This window comes from Weizmannia agrestimuris (genome assembly GCF_943193165.1).
GTDB lineage: Bacteria > Bacillota > Bacilli > Bacillales > Bacillaceae_C > Weizmannia > Weizmannia faecalis.
In genome coordinates this window covers 32,129-49,756 of record NZ_CALPDC010000012.1, presented here as the reverse complement: position 1 = coordinate 49,756, position 17,628 = coordinate 32,129, and the positions used below count along the sequence as shown (strand labels likewise).

Sequence of the window (17,628 nt, the reverse complement as noted above, 5' to 3'; positions counted from 1 at the left end):
AGGAACCGAAATGAAAAGGCTCGCTAGCGTATTGGCACTTATGATCACTTTCAGCTGCCTGGCCGTGGTGCATGCGGCCCGGAGCAACCAGCCGCGTGAAAAACAAAAACACCATTCTTTTCAGCTCGGTGTTGATGTTTTTTTAAAAGAGAAGGTCCATTTGCTGAAAGGGAAACGGGTCGGGCTGATCACAAATCCGACCGGTGTCGACCAGTCGTTAAACAGTATCGTGGACAGATTTGCCAGAAATCCGGATATTCATCTAACCGCTCTTTTCGGCCCGGAACACGGGGTGCGCGGCAGTGCGGACGCCGGTGCCTATGTACCGTTTTATACCGATTCGAAAACAGGGCTTCCGGTTTACAGTTTGTACGGTGAAACGAAAAAGCCGACACCTGAAATGCTGAAGGATGTCGATGTGCTTGTCTTTGATATTCAGGATGTTGGCGCAAGATTTTACACTTATATTTACACAATGGCTTATGCGATGGAAGCAGCGAAGGAAAAAGGCATTCCGTTCATCGTGCTCGACCGCCCGAACCCGATTGGCGGCACGAAAGTCGAGGGGCCGGTGCTTAATCCAGCCTACTCCTCTTTTGTCGGAATGTATTCGATCGCGCTCCGCCACGGGATGACAGCGGGAGAGCTTACTAAATATTTTAACAAAGAATGCGGAATCGGAGCGGATCTTACAGTTGTGCCGATGAAAGGCTGGCACAGGGATATGTACGCGGATGACACCCCGCTCCAGTGGGTGATGCCGTCCCCGAACATGCCGACGTTGGACACGGCGATCGTCTATCCTGGTGCGGCACTCATTGAAGGGACAAATATTTCGGAAGGCAGGGGGACGACCCGCCCGTTTGAGTTAATCGGGGCACCGTTCATTGACGGGGACTTGCTGGCGGAGAAATTGAATGCCCTCGGTTTGCCGGGCGTCCGCTTCCGAAGCGCATCTTTCACACCAACAACCTCAAAATGGGCCGGCAAGCTCGCAAACGGGATCCAAATTCATGTCACGGACCGTAATGTTTACCAGTCTGTTGAAACCGGCATTGCAATCGTCAAAACAATCCATGACCTGTATCCCGGCCAATTTACTTTCCGGGCAGAAGACAAAAACGGCATTTCCTATTTTGATCAGCTGATTGGAAACGGCTGGGTCAGGCAGGATATCAACCGTGGCGCCTCCCTTAAAACCATTGCCCGAAAATGGCAAAGGGACTTGGGGACCTGGAAGAAAAAACGGGAAAAATATTTGATGTATAAATGAAACAACGCCCCCAAGCCTGCTCGAAGGTTTGGAGGCGTTTTTAACCCGCGTTTGATGCCCCCAGCAAATAGGGGAAACTCCATTTTTGCTATAAAACGGCACCCTCTTCCTATCTCCTCCCGTAATTTTTCAAATTGAAAAATTGGAGAGGACAGGTGCTATTTCATTCCAAGTCTGGATTAGGATATAATATGAATGGAGGGAATGTATCATGGGAGGTGTTCAGCATGTCTGAATCTGCACAGAAAGTGGATCAGCTTTTTGACAAGATCGAGCAAGAGAATAAAGCGGAACTGCTTCAATTTGTTGAGGGCCTAAATCCGGAAGAACTAGAATCCTTGTCTAAATCAATTAGATGGTATCGAAATGTATTAAAAGAAATAGAACGTCTACGCATTGAGGAATCCAGCCATTTAAACGAGCAGAATAACATATCCCCTGATGAAATGCACGAAATTAACAAAAAGTATGGAAAACGTTCGAAAACCGACCCATCAAAATTTATTGAATATAAAGGAATTGAGCAACTAAAGGATCTTGTGTTAAAAGATAAGGCAGAGAAAGGTTGGAAATTCAAAGATGAAAAATGAAGACTTTCCAATCCGGCGTATATTGTTTCATCCGGAAATCATTTCAATTGATTTAGTGAAAATTGCACAGGAAATGACAGAAGACCAGTTTGATGAATTCTTAACACAATATGATAAAGCTATCCAAATCGCAATGAAGAATCCATATCTGCCCAACACTAGATTAATGTATCAGCTTCAGGATTGGAGCCGGATAGATTTTTTCTCCATGAAAAAACCCCCAAGAAAATTCACCCGTGATTATCGATTTATATATCGATACGATGCTGATTTCTATGATTTTTTTAAACTTGCAGTTGGCTTAAGAAATGCTAAAGGGAAGCAAGGAGACAGCATATATTATACCGCAAAAATAAGGTTAGAAGAGTCGCCAGATCATTGGGAGGAAGAAAACGATGGATAAATCAGCACGCCAAATACTTCAGTAGACGATTTGGCGCTAACAGCCATTCTCCCTACCCCTCTCCCATATTTTTAAATTGGTTATAAAACATGTGATAATACCGGCCGCGGTGTGCCATTAGTTCGTCATGGCTGCCTTGTTCGATGATTTGCCCGTGGTCGATGACCATGATATGATCGGCATCGCGGATTGTATTCAGGCGGTGGGCGATGATGAAACTCGTGCGTCCCTCCATCATCGAAAGGAGCGCATCCTGGATAAAACGTTCTGTCCGTGTATCGATGCTGCTTGTTGCCTCATCCAATATAAGCAAAGCCGGCTTTGCCAGAAAAACCCTTGCGATGGCCAAAAGCTGGCGCTGCCCCTGGCTCAAGTTGCCCCCGTTTTCCGACAAAATGGTTTCATATTTATCGGGCATCCGGTTGATAAAAATATCGGCATGGGCAAGCCGGGCCGCTTCTTCAACTTCTTCATCCGTCGCTTTAGGATTTCCGTATTTGATATTTTCCTTAATGGTACCTGAAAATAAATACGTATCCTGAAGGACAAAGCCAAAACTTCTTCTCAGGCTGTCTCGTGTATACTTCCGGATATCCGTGCCGTCAATTGAAATCCGGCCTTCCGTGACATCGTAAAACCGGGTCAAAAGGTTTACAATCGTCGTTTTTCCGGCTCCGGTAGGCCCGACCAGCGCTGTACGTGTGCCCGGCTTTGCCTCAAAGCTGATATTTTTTATAATCGGAACGTCCTCGCGATACCCGAAGCTGACATTTTCAAACACAACATGCCCCTTTGGATCCCGGAGCACGATCGCCTCTCTTGCATCTTCCGGCTCTTCTTTTTCATCCAGTATGTCAAAAACCCGCTCAGCTCCGGCAACCCCTGACTGCAGGACGTTAAAAATATTCGCCAAATTATTGAGCGGCCGCACAAACTGCCGGGAATATGTCAGAAAACTTGCGATTACGCCCACGGTAATCATGCCTTTTAAAGCCAGCACCCCGCCGACAACCGCAACCATTGCAAACCCAAAGTTGTTAATCACGTTCATAAGTGGCATGAGAAACCCGGACCAAATTTGCGCCCTCAGCCCGACCTTAAGCAAGGACTGGTTCACCTCTTCAAACTTCTTGATTGCCTTTTCTTCATGGTTAAAAGCTTTGACCACCTCAATCCCCGAAATCGTTTCTTCAATATGCCCGTTTAACCGGCCGAGTTCCGCCTGGTTATTTTTAAACAGCACTGAAGTTCGCTTAGCAATTGTCCGCGTCAGCAAAAACACGAGTGGAACCGTACACAGGCTTGCAACCGTTAAAACCGGACTTAAAATGATCATCATCATGAGTGTACCGAGAAGGGCAATGACCCCCGACATGAGCTGCGTTGTCGATTGGGAAATGGTATTGCTCACGTTGTCTATGTCATTCGACAGCCGGCTCATCAGTTCACCGTGGGTTCTCGCGTCAAAAAAAGCAACCGGGAGTTTTTGCAGCTTTTGAAACAGATGGCTGCGCAAACGCTGTACAATCCGTTGCGAAACACCGGCCACAAGCCAGCCTTGTAAAAGGGTTAAGACAGCATCCGCAATATAAGCCGCTGTAAGCACAAAAATCATGATTTCAAGCAGGTTAAAATGGACCTTTCTGCCCGGCGGCATGGCATCAACGGCCCTGCCGATAAAATAGGGGATACACAATGTAAGGACAGAGTCGGCCACAATCAATGCAAGAATGACGGACAGCCCGTTTCTTTCCCTGCCAAAATAAGCCCAAAGCCTTTTTAACGTCCCTTTAAACTGCTTTGGTTTCTCGGCCGGGCCTCTGAACCGTGCCGCGCCTCCCCCACCCGGACGGCCCATCCGCAAAAAAGACCCCGGTGCCTGATTTCCCTTATATCCGTTCGTTTGTCCGGCCATCCTGCAACACTTCCTTACCCATTTGCGATTGATAAATTTCTTGATAAACGTGAGAGGTTCTGAGAAGCTCCTCATGCGTGCCCAGGCCGGCAACTTCTCCTTTATCCAACACGATTATTTTATCCGTGTCCATCACAGAGGTAATGCGCTGGGCAATCAAAAGGCAAGTCATCCCCTTTGCATATCTTTTTAACGCTGCCTTGATCCGCATTTCAGTTGCAACATCCACCGCACTTGTACTATCGTCAAGAATGAGGATTTCCGGATGCCTCACCAATGCACGGGCAATCGAAATGCGCTGCTTCTGCCCGCCGGAAAAATTGACGCCGCTCTGGCCAATCATCGTATCATAGCCTTCAGGCGCGGCCGCAATGAAGTCATGTGCCTCTGCCAGTCTCGCAGCCTGTTCGATCTCATCCATCCCTGCCCGGTCATTTCCCCATTCAATATTTTCACGGACACTGCCGGTAAAAAGAATGTTTTTCTGTGGAACGAGCGCAATTTTTTCACGCAGATCGTGCGGGTGAAAATCCCGGACATCCATCCCATCCACTTTAAGGGACCCGCCTGTTACATCGTAAAAGCGCGGAATGAGATTCACCAGGGTACTTTTTCCCGATCCGGTTGAGCCGATAATGCCGACAGTTTCACCCGGATAAATGGTAAACGTGATATTTTTCAAAACCGGATCTTCTCCTCGTCCGGTATAGGAAAAAGTGACATTTTCAAAATCAATTCTCCCTCTTTCAGCCATTACTTCATGCTTCAATCTGTTTGGGAAGGTTTTTTCTTCAACGGCAAATACTTCACCGATCCGAAAAGTGGAGGCCCTTGCTCGGACAAACATATTAAACACCATGGAAATCATCATCAGCGAGGTTGAAATTTGCGTCATATAATTGATAAAAGCAATAATATGGCCGACTTTCATGGTACCATTGTTCACCCCGAAGCCGCCCATCCATAAAATCGCGACAATGCCGAAATTGACTGTAAGCAAGATCGCCGGGCTGAAGATGGACATGATCCGGATCGAAGAAGTCGAGCGTTCTTGCAGACGGCGGTTTGCCACGCTGAATTTCTCCACTTCAAATTGAAACTGGTTAAAAGCCTTCACGACACGGACACCGGATAAATATTCCCTCATGATGCCGTTCACGCGGTCGAGCGCTTTTTGCACTTTCATAAACAGCGGAAAACCCAATCGCATGTTCACTATAATGAAAATGATGACAATTGGCACAACAACTGCCAGCACCACAGAAAGCTGCGGGTCAAGCCGGACTGCCATGATCAAAGCGCCGATTGCAAGTAGTGGCGCTTTGACAAACATGCGCATTAAACCATTGATAAAGCTCTGTACCTGGGTAACATCATTGGTCAGTCTTGTGATGAGTGAGGCCCGGTCAAATCGATTGATGCTTTGGAAAGAAAGTGCTTGGATTTTCCGGAACAAATCCGACCGCAATTCCGCCCCAAAGTTTTGTGACACAATGCTTGCGAGCGTGCTCCTTAATGAAGCGGCAACCGCGCCGCACGCTGTGATGAATAACATCACGCCGCCCATCTTTAACACATAAGGCATATTCCTGGATGCCACGCCGACATCAATAATTTTTGACAGGATCGCCGGCTGCATCAAATCGCAGAGCGCTTCACACATTAAAAAGAAAACAGCCGTACTAAAAAGTTTCCAGTACTTTTTGGCATACTTGCTTAAAAAATGCATCGGACCATTCCACCTTTTAACGTTGCGGAAATCATTTCTGCTTACGCTTTTTTATCCGTCTGGGGATCACCTTTTGACACTTTTAAATTCCCAGCCAGCCGCTGCAGAAATCCAATAAACAGTTCCTGCTCCTCTTCTGAAAATTTGCTTAATCCATTGCTCAGCTGCTGGAGATAAGCGGTTTTTGCTTCGTTGATGATTGCTTCTCCTTTTTCTGTCAAGGACACCATTTTCACGCGGCCATCACGGGCTGACGTCACGCGCCGAGTATATCCCCATTTTTCAAGCCGGTCGATCATTTGCGAGACCGTGCTCATGCTGACATTGAAATGTTCGGCAAGGCTTCCCATCGTACACTGCCCGGACCTGCCAACATGCCGCAACAATATCCACTGTAAACGTGTAATCTTCTTATCTTCATTTGCCAGCCGCCCTTCCCGCAGATGCCGGTTAATATACCGCCAATGCGTAAGGAACTGGTCCATTTTGCTATCTTCCATAATGAATGCCTCCTGAGAGCAATTACTTTATTTAGTTTACTAAAGTAATTGGGAGATTGTAAAGCCTGCATCAAGAAAAGATAAGCAGTTCGGTTGTTTTCCAATTCCAATCTTTATCTGTAAATTACTGCGTTTAACTTTCAAATACATGGTGAACTTTTGATGATTTATTGGTAAAATATAAACAGTTGAATTCGTCTGTTACACGAGTCTATCAAAACAAAGGATGAAGAAGGAATGATTAAAGAAGAAAGAATCCATAAAATTGAGGCGTATATTCTCGAACACAAATCTGTCTCTTTAGACAAGCTGATGGAAGTATTTCAAGTCTCTAAAAATACAATTCGGCGGGATGTCCAGGAACTTGTCGAAAAAGGAAATATAAAAAAGGTTTACGGCGGGGTAACTGTCAAAGATGAGAAGCGGGCTTCTTTAGAGTCTTTTCATGAACGCCAGGTGCGGAATCAAGCTGAAAAGAAATTAATCGGGAAAACGGCGGCAAGTTTTGTCAATGACGAGGACATTATCTTTATCGATTCGGGCACGACAACCATTGAAATGATCGAATATATAAAAGAAAAACAGGTTACGGTCCTTACCAATAATCTCGATTTTATCGTCAGGGCGCTCCCTTATGAAAACTTAACTATCATTTCGCCTGGCGGCATCCTTGAAAGAAAAACAAACTCGTTCGGAAGCATTAAATACTTGGATATGCTGAATGCCTATAACATCAACAAAGCCTTTATGGCGTCCACCGGGGTTTCGCTTACAAACGGGGTCACCAACGCATCCCCCATTGAAAGTGAATTAAAAACTTCGATTGTAAACAGAAGTTCACAAGTATTCTTATTGGTTGACCATGACAAATTTGATAAATATGGGTTGATGACGTATTGCAGTTTGGATGAGATCGATGTCCTGATAACCGATCAGCTTCCTAACAAAACCTACCAAGATTATTTTAACAGTACTCGTCATAAACTTGTTATTGCCAAATAGACAATGGAGCCGCCTAAAAAATCATCTTTTTTTGAATCGCTTTTTTAGGGGCTGTCCCAAAAGCCTCTTTATTTAGCTCATGCATTGATCCTCGTGAAATTCATGTAACTCTTGTGAGAAGTGGTGACTAAAATTCACGATCATAAACAACCAACTGTATCATGCACAAAATTAAGGGGCTCCCGCCAGCCATTTAACGACTTTTGGGATAGCCCCTTCCCCCTTAGTTCACTCCTGCTGTCTCTACTTCAAAGTACTTTGAAACAACTGTTAATGTGGTTTCTTTTGCTGTTTTTATTGTTTCTTCAGCATCCAGCTGATAATATTCCGGCCTGAACAATTCCACCGACACAACACCCGAATAGCCAATCTCTTTCAGTACAGATAATATACCATCTAAATCGATTGCCCCCTGCCCCGGCCAGACGCGGTCTTCATCTGTTAAATAGCCGATCGGAAAATCTTCTGTATCATCGATATGTAAAATGAAGATTTTGGAACCGTCCGCTTTTTTCAGGTCATCCAAGCGAGAACCCATACCATGGAAATGGAAGCAATCCAGAACGAGGCCGACATTGTCACAGTCAACAGCCTGAACAATGTCGTATCCCTGGCTGAATGTATTTACGGTACATTGCGGATGTCCGATAAACTCTACTGCAATTTTGATGTCATACGGTTTTGCAAGATCTGACAGTTCCGTCAGTACCTTGACACAACTGTCTTTAATGTCTTTTTTAAGGATTTTTTCCTCTGTGACAAGCGGCACTGCAACAATATATTGGATGCCTATTTTCTTCCCCTTTTCCAGCATATCTTTAAATTCGCGGATGATCTCTTCATGGCCTTTTTCATCACGGTTATTGAAAAATATCAGCGCGTTTAGTGCGAGCGGCTTAATGTGATGTGTTCTAAAGTAATCTGCCAGATCCTCGATTGAATGATGTTCAAGATACTCAGGCAATTTATCCTCCGTACGAATTTCGATATAATCATAGCCTAGCTTTTCACAGAGCTCCAAGTCCTTTTCAAGATTGGAGTTTTTCAGCGTTGTCGCCTCATTAAAAGACAATTTCATTTTGATCATCTCCAAAAACAGAATTTTAGATACTGCTGACTAAGTCTTTCAATCCGTTTTTAATTGAGTTCAGTGTTACTTCATTAGACCATTCCGGTTTATCCGGGTAAGCAAATACTGCATTTGTAATGATGCCATCGAATTTGATTTCTCTTAATTTCCGGTACAGTGCATCAAAATTCACTTCTCCTTCACCAGGATTTAAATGCTGGTGAATCGTGACATTCGCACCTGGCGGGTTAATGATATACCTTAGGCCAAATGCCGCTTTATGGTTCATCGTGTCCGCAATGAGCACATGTGCCAACAGATCGCCTGCTTCATCAATATGTTTGGTGACATCACCAATCCCGTCATCATAATAGAAAGCATGTGGTACAGAATAGACCAGTTTGATCCATTCTTTATCCAAGGCACGAATCATCCGGATAGCTTCTGTATTCAACTCAATAAAGTCATTCGGATGAGCCTGTATATTCAATTTAATACCTTCTTTTTCAAAGACCGGCATTAGTTCTTCCATAGACTTCACAAAAGCAGCCTCACTTTCAACCGGCCGGCTTTTGTCTCCGCTAAATTCTGTGTTCATTAAGTCGACTTCAAGCTCGGAAGTAATTTCTATACAGCGTTTCCAATTTCTTACGGCTGCCTGCCGCTCTTCTTCATTCGGTGAGGACCATTGTTGGACCGGAAGTACGGATGAAATTTTGACGCCTGCATCTGTGCAATATCTTTTCAAATCTTTGATCAGTTGTTTATCCACTTTCGGATATTCATAGAACCAGATAAAGTCTTTACGGGGGGATAATTCCACCCATTCATATCCCAATCTCGCAACGGCATCGATTGTATCTTTTAAATTGGTATTATCACGATAATGTGATGGATCATAAGCTAAACGCATGTTACATTCTCCTTTCTCCAAATGTATCAAACACTGAGTTTTGCATGGTTGCGGTAAAATTCCGGTGCTTCCGGAAGTGCAATGGTTTCTTTTTCGCCTGAAACCTGTGCCTTCACGCAGGCATCGGACGTTACAGCTGCGATATATCCATCCCAGGCTGTCGGTCCCTGCGGTTCTCCGTTCTTTGTAACAGAATCAATAAAATCCTGAATTTCCACGTTGTAAGCCCCCATAAATCGATATTTCCAATCGTTTAAAATCCCGGTACTTAATTTTTCATCTTTCCGCACAACAACACTTGGAAATTCCGGCAATTTGGCAATCCCCTCTTCCCCTGCTACTTCGCACTGGATATCGTAGCCGTACTTGCAATTGACAAATACTTCAACGTTCATGACAATACCTTTATTGGTTTCAATAGTGAACAGTTGGGGATCTTGTAGATTGCTATGTGCATATTTCGTTTTCCTCGGAAATAGGACTTGAACGGATTTATAATCATCATCAACTAACCAGTGCAGGACATCAATTTCATGAATCAATGTATCGGTGACTGCCATATCCGTCGTATAATTTTCGTTCACTGTCGGATTCCGGTGTGCAGCCCGGATCATGAGCGGCTCGCCAATTTCGTTATTTTCAATTGTTTTCTTTAATTGAATATAACCACTGTCATAACGGCGCATAAACCCAACTTGCACCAATTTTTTGCCATGCTTCATTTCCGCTTCAACAATTCTTTTGCAGCCTTCTGCACTCGTCGCCAGCGGTTTTTCACAAAACACGAATTTCCCGGCTTTAATTGCAGCAAGCACGGTCGATTCATGTGCCGGGCCCCAGCTTGTAACAACAACCGCATCCACATTCGGATCAGCAATCAGCGCTGTATCATCAGGATAAATCGCTGCATCCAATTGGTATTGTTCGACTGTTTGTTTTGCTGCAACCTTGTTCACATCTGTAACGGCCACAATTTTCCCACCGGATAGTTTATTTGTAATTCTGTTAATATGCTCGCGTCCGATTGCCCCTGTACCAACGACACCAATACGTAAAACCATTTTCATTTTTCCTCCTTGAATGGAATTTGTGTACGGAGCATCGAACATTGCCTGGTGTAAATCATATTGTTGGAGCTCCGTACATATGTTGTTTTTTTAATGGCAGATCTATATGTTTGAAAATCTACCGCTTAACATATCCGTTCCTATTTATATTATTATTCTAAACTATAAAACAATTTATTACAATAAAGCGCTTACTTCCTTCCTGACGCGAAATTCTTCTACACCTCCTTCACGGCCTCTATTACAGTACCGCTTTCTTTATGGCCAAAATTCCTGAAATGGCTCTCCAGCTGTTCCAGTGATTTCCCTTTTGTTTCAGGTAGGCATTTTTTCGCGAAAGTAATTGCCCCAACACCAAGAACAGCGAAGATAAAAAATGTAGTCGACAACCCGACTGCATTTAATAAAATCGGGAAGAAAAATCCAACAAGGAAATTTGTAATCCATAAGCAAAATACGGTAACACCCATCCCAAGTCCTCTTAATTTCAGCGGGAATATTTCCGATAACATGAGCCAAGTTACAGGAGATATAGCCCCCTGCTGAAATGCAAGGAAAGTAACGGTCATTGCCAGAACAGCATACGGAAGAACTGAAGAACCATGAAAAACAATAGAGAAAATCCCGATTAAGGTAAGTGAAGCGGTTGTTCCAGTTAATCCGGTCATTAACATTGGCCGCCTTCCAACTTTTCCTAACAGCCAAATCCCGACAAATGTGGCTAAAACAGAAATGATCCCATTGGCAATATTTCCAACAAGTGCAGCATTTGTAGAAAACCCGGATTGTTGAAGAATTTGCGTACCGTAATACATAATAGAGTTCACACCCGTAACTTGTTGTACAACACCAATTCCAATGCCAATAAATACAATACGGCGGATCCACGGTATGCTTAAATCGCGAAATGTCGCCCTTTCAAGCTCTGATTCTTGTGCAAGATTCTCTTCGATTTCTTTTAACTCGATTTCGGCACGGTTCTGAGTCCGAATTTCTTTTAAAATACGAAGTGCTTCGCCAATTTTTCCTTTTGAAGCAAGCCAGCGCGGGCTTTCTGGCACGATTAACATACCAAACCACAAAATTACAGCAGGGAGTGTAGCAATTGCCAGCATATAGCGCCATACATGTGCAGCTTCCTGGCCAATCGTTGTTCCTAAAATGGCATTGAAAATGAAGGCTAATAATTGTCCGGAAACAATCATCAATTCATTTTGTGTGACCATTCTCCCTCTTGTTTCAACAGGGGCCATTTCTGCCAAAAATGAAGGAACCATTACGGAAGCTGCACCTACTGCAAGCCCCAATAAAAATCTAAAAAGAATCATAACGCCTGCATTGGGTGCAAATGTACAACCAAGTGCGGCAAGAAAAAAGATCAAGGCAAGATTCAGGATCATTTTCCTGCGTCCGAACCGGTCTGATAAACGCCCGCCAAAGACGGCTCCTAATGCTGCTCCAAAAAGAAGGGAACTTGTCACAAAGCCTTCAGTCACTGGCGTTAAATTCAGCTCATCCTTACGCGCCATATAAGGCAATGCACCGTTAATAACGCCTGTGTCATAACCGAAAAGCAAACCGCCAAATGTCGAAATGACCGTAATCTTTTTTAACATCCTTTTTGCGTTGCCTGTACTTTGATTACTCATTTTCTACCATCCCCCATACGTAATTTTTCTAACCGGTTAAACCAGCTCTGCCCGGGGTATTAACGTCTCTATATATTTTCTGCCTTTTAAGGCATATTCGAATGGATTGGCTTTAGCCGGATCCTGTTCCGCTTCGACAACAATCCAGCCTTCGTATCCGCTTTCAATAATAGCTTCCATAATTGGACGAAAATCAATCATGCCATCTCCCGGTACTGTAAAAGCCCCTTTTATGACACCTGCAAGAAAACTGTCTCCCTGTTCTTTTATTTCTTGCGCAACGCTCGCCCTTACATCTTTAAAATGGATATGCTTAATCCTCGATTTATACTTTTGAAAAATATCCAGTGGATTTTCCCCTGATAATACGAGGTGTCCAGTATCAAACAACAAAGACACTTTTTCAGAAGATGTATTTTCCATTAAGCAATCAATCTCTTCAGTCGTCTGCACTCCTGTTCCCATATGGTGATGATAAACAATCTCCATTCCTTTTTCTTGGGCCAGCTTTCCTAACTCTTCCAAACCATTTATTAAAAGGCCCCATTCCGCATCCGTAAAAGTTGGTTTTTCTTGAAATAATGGCACATCCAATTTGCCTTGAATGCTGTGTCCTTGCTCAGCGACCACAATCACTTTTGCACCCATTGCATGTAAAAAATCACGATGCTGGATAAAAGCTCCTTTCGTTTCTTCGAAAGGTTTTGTTGTTAAAAAAGTGCTGAACCATGCACTCGCAACTTCCAGATTGCGTATTTCCAAATATCTTTTCAAAACCTGGGGATCTTTCGGGTACTTATTGCCAATCTCAGTTCCCGTATATCCAGCTAGTGCAATTTCACTAATACATTGTTCAAATGTATTCTCTTTTCCCAACTCCGGTATATCATCATTTGTCCAGGCAATAGGGGCGCAGGCAAATTTAATTTTATTTATGTTTTGCATAAAAGATCTCCCTTCGATGAAACAAGTTATCTAACACGCTATTCGAAATCCACCCAACTGGCGCCATTTTCCGCTGAACGAACACAATTTTCTATCCAGCGTATCCCTTCAATTCCGGCATCAATATCGGGATATACCAAGTTACGTAAAGTTTCCCTGTCATCTCTGTTTTTAGCATCAATAGCAATCGCAAATTTCAAATAAATGTTTGCCCATGCATCTGATAATCCTTCCGAATGCAAAGCACCTAAGCGTTCATCTGCATTACATTGTTCATCCAGATAAGACATGCCACGAATCAATGTCTGAATCGGTTCTCCTTGCACTTCATATCTTAATTCATTTGATTTACTGTCCCACCATTCAAGGCTCGCCTTTGAACCAACAATCCGGATTCTATGACCATCCGTACACCCTGCATTCACTGAAGATGTCCATAATCTTCCGACCGCCCCATTTTCATAGTGCATAATTACGAAAGCGTTATCTTCAAGCGGTGCTCTTGTCCCAACAAAACTTTGTCTGTCACATAATAATTTTTTTATCTTCATTTTTGGCATAATCAGTTGAGACATATAGTACGTATGGGTGGAAAGATCACCTAAAACAAAACTTGGACCTGCAACTTTTGGATCCACTCTCCACTTTTGCGCATCACTTGTTTTTTCCGCTTTATCAGTAGCATTAAAACCATGCGTATATTGCAACTCAACAATTCTGATATCCCCAATTTTCCCTTGCTCGATCATTGCCCGCATTTGTAGCAGCATTTGATTTCCAGAAAAACCGTAAGTAACACCGACAATTTTTCCGTTTTTTTCGGCCAGGTCTTTAATCTCTCTTCCTTCTTTTGAAGTAAAGAACAATGGCTTTTCACAAATGACGTGAAGCCCAGCTTCCAATGCAGCCTTACAGATTTCATAATGTGTACCGTTTGGGGTCGCAATGGAAACAACTTCAACACCGTCTTCTCTTTTTGCCTCTTCCTTTATCATCGTTTTATAATCCGGATAACATCTGTTTTCATCAACACCAATGTTTACGCCGAAATCTTTACCTCTTTCCGGATCAACATCAAATGCACCAGCCACTAATTGAAAAGCAGTATTATCCCTTAACGCACCTGTCCGATGCTTGTAACCTACCTGGCTGGTCCTGCCGCCGCCAATCATTCCCCAACGCAACGGACGTGAAATCTTTTTTTCCCCATTCAACATTTTGACTCCTCCTATTCTTTTAGATTATTAAAAAACAAGTGTTTGTTTAAGCGCTTCCACAGACATTTTAATACCTGCTTCCACAGACATCGTTAAGTCTTCCATCTCAAGAGAAACCTCGCCATCATACCCCATCATTTTGCACACAGAAAAGAACTCTTTCCACCATTGCAAATCTTGTCCATAACCTACAGCAACGTAGTTCCAGGCCCTGTTAGCGACATCTTCGACTTCTTTGGTTTCCAAAACGCCGTTAACTGCGGCCAGATTTTTTTCAATTCGAACATCCTTTCCATGAACATGGTGGATAGCGTCCCCTAATTCCCTTGCTGCCAAAATAGGATCAGCTCCCATCCAAATCAGATGACTGGGGTCCAAATTCAATCCAACCATTGGGCCTACAGCATTTCTCAATTTAAACAATGTGTCCGGATTGTAGACTAACTGTGAGCTGAAGTTTTCCAAAGCAATTTTTTCAATACCTGCAGTCTCAGCTCTTTTTACAAGATCTTTCCAGTAAGGAATTGCTACATCATTCCATTGGTATTCCAAGATATCTTTTAATTCAGGTGGCCAGCTTACTGTATATGTAATCCAGTTTGGAACTTTATCATCCCGGCTACCTGCTGGAAGCCCACTCATCATAATAATTTTTTTGATCCCTAACAATTGTGCCAATTCTATTGTCTTATCTGTGATCTCGCGGTGGCGCTTGCCTAAATCTCTAGGATCAAGCGGATTCCCCGAACAGTTTAACGCACACAATTTGATATTTCTTCTCTCTAAAGCATTTAAAAAATCATTTCTTCGACTGTCACTGGTTAACAATTCATCGAGATTAAGGTGAGGCGCTTTTGACCATCCTCCGGTTGTTATTTCAATGTATTCAATTCCTAATGCAGCCACGTAATCCAACATTTCTTCAAATGGCAAGTGCCCCAGACTGTCTGTAACAAATGATAGTTTCATTTCTGCCTCCTTAAGTCGTCTGATAAAAATGAATTTTAAAAAAGGAATCAGATGAGAAAAACTTGTACGCCTGTAAAACTGGTGCTATTCTTTGAACGATATTGGTTATATGGTTATTATGTTTTGAGTAACTTTTTATTAAATATTATTATAAAATGAACTTGGAGTCAATCCTATTTCCCATATATTTTTAAATTTTTTTGTGTTTCAAATAAAAAATCTTCAGGATATACCTGAAGATTTCGTGCTTTGCTTATTCATATTCAACCCAAATAGCACCCTTATCTGCAGAACGGACACAGTTCTCGACCCAGCGGACCCCACTCACCCCTGCTTTAATATCCGGATACCAAAGATTTTCCAATGTTTCTCCCCGATTTACAGCATCCATGGCAATGGCAAAACGGGCATAGAGATTTGACCAAGATTCAAATAATCCCTCGGCGTGCCCTCCACCAATGCGGTCGTCGGCCAAGGCTTCAGGATACAGATAGTTCATTCCGCGCTCCAAAATTTGTACCGGTTTTCCCTGTATCTCGTAACGCAATTGATTTGGCTGCTCATCCCACCACTCTAAGCTGGCTTTTGAACCAACCACGCGGATTTTTTGCCCGTGCATCGATCCTGCATTAACGCAAGAAGACCAGACATAGCCTATGGCCCCGTTATCGTATTCCATAATGGCGAATGCATTGTCCTCAAGTGGAGCCCGGCTTTTCACGAAGCTTTGGCGTGTGCACATTAATTTTTTTATTTTCAATTGCGGCAAGATAACTTCAGACAAGTATATCGGATGAGTTCCCAAGTCACCCAAAACATAACTTGGACCAGCTATTTTTGGGTCAACGCGCCATTTTGTACTCTCATTTTCTTTTTCAACAGCTTCTGAATGGAAACCATGTGCAAATTCCATTTTCACAATTCTGATTTCCCCTAAATCTCCACCCGCAATCATTTGCCGTGCCTGTTCAACCATTTGATGCCCGGCATAACCATAGGTAATGCCTACAACACGATTTTTTTCCTTTGCCAGCTTTCGTAATTCTTCAGCCTCTTGTGTTGTAAAACATAACGGTTTTTCACATACTACATGCAATCCCGCATATAGAGCTGCTTTTGTGATTTCATAATGCGTTCCATTTGGTGTTGCAATTGAAACGGCTTCAATTCCATCTTCACGCTTCCTCTCTTCTTCAAACATGGTTTTGTAGTCAGGATAACAGCGCTCCGGATCAACCTGTAATTTCATTCCAAATTCCTTCCCCCGTTCAGGAACAATATCAAAGGCGCCTGCTACAAGTTGAAAATTATTGTCACGTAATGCTGCTGAACGATGAATATAGCCAATCTGGCTGCCTTTTCCGCCTCCAACCATTGCCCAACGGATTGGCCTGTCTATATTTTTTCCCCGTAAATCATCCGTATCCCCCATTTCTCGTAAGCTTGTTTTAATAACCCACACTTTCTAAGTAATCTATGCTTTGTTTCACATCTTGCAAACTTGTACTCGCATTTCTCGGGTCCCGCTCTTGTTCGATTGTAATATATCCATGATAATTGATTTCCTTCAGTAATCTGAGAATAGATTGATAATCAATAATACCTTGTCCAATAGGGCACATCATACCTTTAGCACACACATCGAAAAAGCCAGTCCGTTCTTCCATTACCTGGTTATAAATCTTTAAGTCAATATCTTTAAAATGAATATAGTCCAGCCTTTCTGCACATTTTTGCAGCCATTCAAGCGGATCCATTTTTGAAAAATATAAATGCCCTGTATCCAGACAAAGCCCTGCTGTTTCGTAAGGAATATCGTGTAATAGCCTGTTGATTTCATCTTCGAATTCAATATATCCTCCGGCATGCGGATGAATAACAGAGCGAACCCCGTAATTCTCCCAAGCTCGATCTGCCAATGACCGGATATGTGCCATCATTTTATCCCAATCTTTATTTGGTAGTCGAAGGGCCCTTTCCGGATGACCAGCATCATAATCCCTTTCATTATGTCCCCAATCAATGATAACCAGATAGGGAGTGGGAAAATTCTGCCCTTTTTCCCTGGCAGCACAAGGAAGTTTCGTAATGAAAGAACAAATATCATCCACCTGTTTTTGCAAATTTTTAAAATTCGATTCAGAGACCAGATCGTCAAAAATAGTACCAGCAATGAGCGTTAAGTTATTTTTGGAAAGTTCGGCTCCAACCCTTTCAACATCCATCGGTATATAACCGTAAGGGCCTAATTCAATGCCCTTGTATCCTGCTTGTGCTGCTTCGCACAAAACCGTCTCCCAAGGCGGCAAATAAGGATTTTTCGGATCGTCTACCCCCCAGCAGCATGGCGCTCCTGAAATTTTTATGCTCATTAAAATACCTCCCGT

16 protein-coding genes are annotated in these 17,628 nt (G+C 43.1%); 4 read left to right on the top strand and 12 right to left on the bottom strand.

All coding sequences use genetic code 11. From position 1 onward, the window contains the following. Positions 1 to 10: 10 nt before the first annotated feature. The 3 genes from NFR98_RS07160 to NFR98_RS07150 all read left to right on the top strand — a co-directional run bounded on the left by NFR98_RS07160 (position 11) and on the right by NFR98_RS07150 (position 2,266). Positions 11 to 1,273, top strand: a complete 1,263-nt coding sequence (locus NFR98_RS07160; protein WP_026684432.1) for an exo-beta-N-acetylmuramidase NamZ family protein — start codon at positions 11 to 13, stop codon at positions 1,271 to 1,273. A gap of 227 nt (positions 1,274 to 1,500) precedes the next feature. Continuing rightward, positions 1,501 to 1,863, top strand: coding sequence for a hypothetical protein (locus tag NFR98_RS07155; protein WP_017552331.1), 363 nt, complete (start codon positions 1,501 to 1,503; stop codon positions 1,861 to 1,863). Next, the gene (locus NFR98_RS07150; RefSeq protein WP_026684433.1) at positions 1,853 to 2,266 is read left to right on the top strand and encodes a hypothetical protein; all 414 of its coding nucleotides are present in this window, start codon (positions 1,853 to 1,855) and stop codon (positions 2,264 to 2,266) included. The genes NFR98_RS07155 and NFR98_RS07150 overlap by 11 nt, the downstream gene beginning before the upstream one ends. Before the next feature lie 52 nt (positions 2,267 to 2,318). Here the strand turns inward: NFR98_RS07150 and NFR98_RS07145 are convergent, their stop codons facing one another. From NFR98_RS07145 to NFR98_RS07135, 3 genes are read right to left on the bottom strand one after another with little or no spacing between them, the layout of a single operon-like run. Beyond that, on the bottom strand, positions 2,319 to 4,181 hold the full coding sequence (locus NFR98_RS07145; protein ID WP_104851637.1) for an ABC transporter ATP-binding protein: 1,863 nt from the start codon (positions 4,179 to 4,181) through the stop codon (positions 2,319 to 2,321). Then, entirely contained in the window at positions 4,156 to 5,910 is a 1,755-nt protein-coding gene (locus tag NFR98_RS07140) for an ABC transporter ATP-binding protein (protein WP_104851638.1), read from the bottom strand. The genes NFR98_RS07145 and NFR98_RS07140 overlap by 26 nt, the downstream gene beginning before the upstream one ends. 41 nt (positions 5,911 to 5,951) lie before the next feature. After that, entirely contained in the window at positions 5,952 to 6,410 is a 459-nt protein-coding gene (locus tag NFR98_RS07135) for a MarR family winged helix-turn-helix transcriptional regulator (RefSeq protein ID WP_251459878.1), read from the bottom strand. Between the two features lie 237 nt (positions 6,411 to 6,647). Between NFR98_RS07135 and NFR98_RS07130 the strand changes: the two genes are divergently transcribed. Continuing rightward, on the top strand, positions 6,648 to 7,412 hold the full coding sequence (locus NFR98_RS07130) for a DeoR/GlpR family DNA-binding transcription regulator (RefSeq protein ID WP_251459876.1): 765 nt from the start codon (positions 6,648 to 6,650) through the stop codon (positions 7,410 to 7,412). A gap of 223 nt (positions 7,413 to 7,635) precedes the next feature. Here the strand turns inward: NFR98_RS07130 and iolI are convergent, their stop codons facing one another. The 9 genes from iolI to NFR98_RS07085 form a co-directional block, all read right to left on the bottom strand. Further along, entirely contained in the window at positions 7,636 to 8,490 is an 855-nt protein-coding gene (iolI, locus tag NFR98_RS07125) for a 2-keto-myo-inositol isomerase (RefSeq protein WP_251459874.1), read from the bottom strand. Between the two features lie 25 nt (positions 8,491 to 8,515). Further along, positions 8,516 to 9,394 (bottom strand): sugar phosphate isomerase/epimerase family protein, encoded by an 879-nt coding sequence (locus NFR98_RS07120; RefSeq protein WP_017552325.1) that lies wholly within the window; start codon positions 9,392 to 9,394, stop codon positions 8,516 to 8,518. 26 nt (positions 9,395 to 9,420) lie between these two features. Then, positions 9,421 to 10,455 carry a bifunctional inositol 2-dehydrogenase/D-chiro-inositol 1-dehydrogenase gene (iolG, locus tag NFR98_RS07115; protein ID WP_026104688.1) on the bottom strand — a complete coding sequence of 345 codons (1,035 nt, stop codon included), beginning with the start codon at positions 10,453 to 10,455 and terminating at the stop codon, positions 9,421 to 9,423. A gap of 224 nt (positions 10,456 to 10,679) precedes the next feature. Beyond that, positions 10,680 to 12,110, bottom strand: a complete 1,431-nt coding sequence (locus tag NFR98_RS07110) for a sugar porter family MFS transporter (RefSeq protein ID WP_251459873.1) — start codon at positions 12,108 to 12,110, stop codon at positions 10,680 to 10,682. A gap of 36 nt (positions 12,111 to 12,146) precedes the next feature. Next, positions 12,147 to 13,055: a myo-inosose-2 dehydratase gene (gene iolE / locus NFR98_RS07105; protein ID WP_017552322.1), complete on the bottom strand. Its 909-nt coding sequence runs from the start codon at positions 13,053 to 13,055 to the stop codon at positions 12,147 to 12,149. A 38-nt stretch (positions 13,056 to 13,093) separates the two neighbouring features. Further along, entirely contained in the window at positions 13,094 to 14,272 is a 1,179-nt protein-coding gene (locus NFR98_RS07100; RefSeq protein WP_071452137.1) for a Gfo/Idh/MocA family protein, read from the bottom strand. 27 nt (positions 14,273 to 14,299) lie between these two features. Then, entirely contained in the window at positions 14,300 to 15,241 is a 942-nt protein-coding gene (locus tag NFR98_RS07095; protein ID WP_017552321.1) for a sugar phosphate isomerase/epimerase family protein, read from the bottom strand. A 253-nt stretch (positions 15,242 to 15,494) separates the two neighbouring features. Next, positions 15,495 to 16,673 (bottom strand): Gfo/Idh/MocA family protein, encoded by a 1,179-nt coding sequence (locus NFR98_RS07090; protein ID WP_251459886.1) that lies wholly within the window; start codon positions 16,671 to 16,673, stop codon positions 15,495 to 15,497. 16 nt (positions 16,674 to 16,689) lie between these two features. Next, positions 16,690 to 17,613, bottom strand: coding sequence for a sugar phosphate isomerase/epimerase family protein (locus NFR98_RS07085; protein ID WP_017552319.1), 924 nt, complete (start codon positions 17,611 to 17,613; stop codon positions 16,690 to 16,692). Between the last annotated feature and the right edge of the window lie 15 nt (positions 17,614 to 17,628).

Coding starts and splice junctions, on each gene's coding strand:
- NFR98_RS07160 (WP_026684432.1), top strand. CDS start 11: ATGAAAAGGCTCGCTAGCGTATTGGCACTTATGATCACTTTCAGCTGC.
- NFR98_RS07155 (WP_017552331.1), top strand. CDS start 1,501: ATGTCTGAATCTGCACAGAAAGTGGATCAGCTTTTTGACAAGATCGAG.
- NFR98_RS07150 (WP_026684433.1), top strand. CDS start 1,853: ATGAAAAATGAAGACTTTCCAATCCGGCGTATATTGTTTCATCCGGAA.
- NFR98_RS07145 (WP_104851637.1), bottom strand. CDS start 4,181: ATGGCCGGACAAACGAACGGATATAAGGGAAATCAGGCACCGGGGTCT.
- NFR98_RS07140 (WP_104851638.1), bottom strand. CDS start 5,910: ATGCATTTTTTAAGCAAGTATGCCAAAAAGTACTGGAAACTTTTTAGT.
- NFR98_RS07135 (WP_251459878.1), bottom strand. CDS start 6,410: ATGGAAGATAGCAAAATGGACCAGTTCCTTACGCATTGGCGGTATATT.
- NFR98_RS07130 (WP_251459876.1), top strand. CDS start 6,648: ATGATTAAAGAAGAAAGAATCCATAAAATTGAGGCGTATATTCTCGAA.
- iolI (WP_251459874.1), bottom strand. CDS start 8,490: ATGAAATTGTCTTTTAATGAGGCGACAACGCTGAAAAACTCCAATCTT.
- NFR98_RS07120 (WP_017552325.1), bottom strand. CDS start 9,394: ATGCGTTTAGCTTATGATCCATCACATTATCGTGATAATACCAATTTA.
- iolG (WP_026104688.1), bottom strand. CDS start 10,455: ATGGTTTTACGTATTGGTGTCGTTGGTACAGGGGCAATCGGACGCGAG.
- NFR98_RS07110 (WP_251459873.1), bottom strand. CDS start 12,110: ATGAGTAATCAAAGTACAGGCAACGCAAAAAGGATGTTAAAAAAGATT.
- iolE (WP_017552322.1), bottom strand. CDS start 13,055: ATGCAAAACATAAATAAAATTAAATTTGCCTGCGCCCCTATTGCCTGG.
- NFR98_RS07100 (WP_071452137.1), bottom strand. CDS start 14,272: ATGTTGAATGGGGAAAAAAAGATTTCACGTCCGTTGCGTTGGGGAATG.
- NFR98_RS07095 (WP_017552321.1), bottom strand. CDS start 15,241: ATGAAACTATCATTTGTTACAGACAGTCTGGGGCACTTGCCATTTGAA.
- NFR98_RS07090 (WP_251459886.1), bottom strand. CDS start 16,673: ATGGGGGATACGGATGATTTACGGGGAAAAAATATAGACAGGCCAATC.
- NFR98_RS07085 (WP_017552319.1), bottom strand. CDS start 17,613: ATGAGCATAAAAATTTCAGGAGCGCCATGCTGCTGGGGGGTAGACGAT.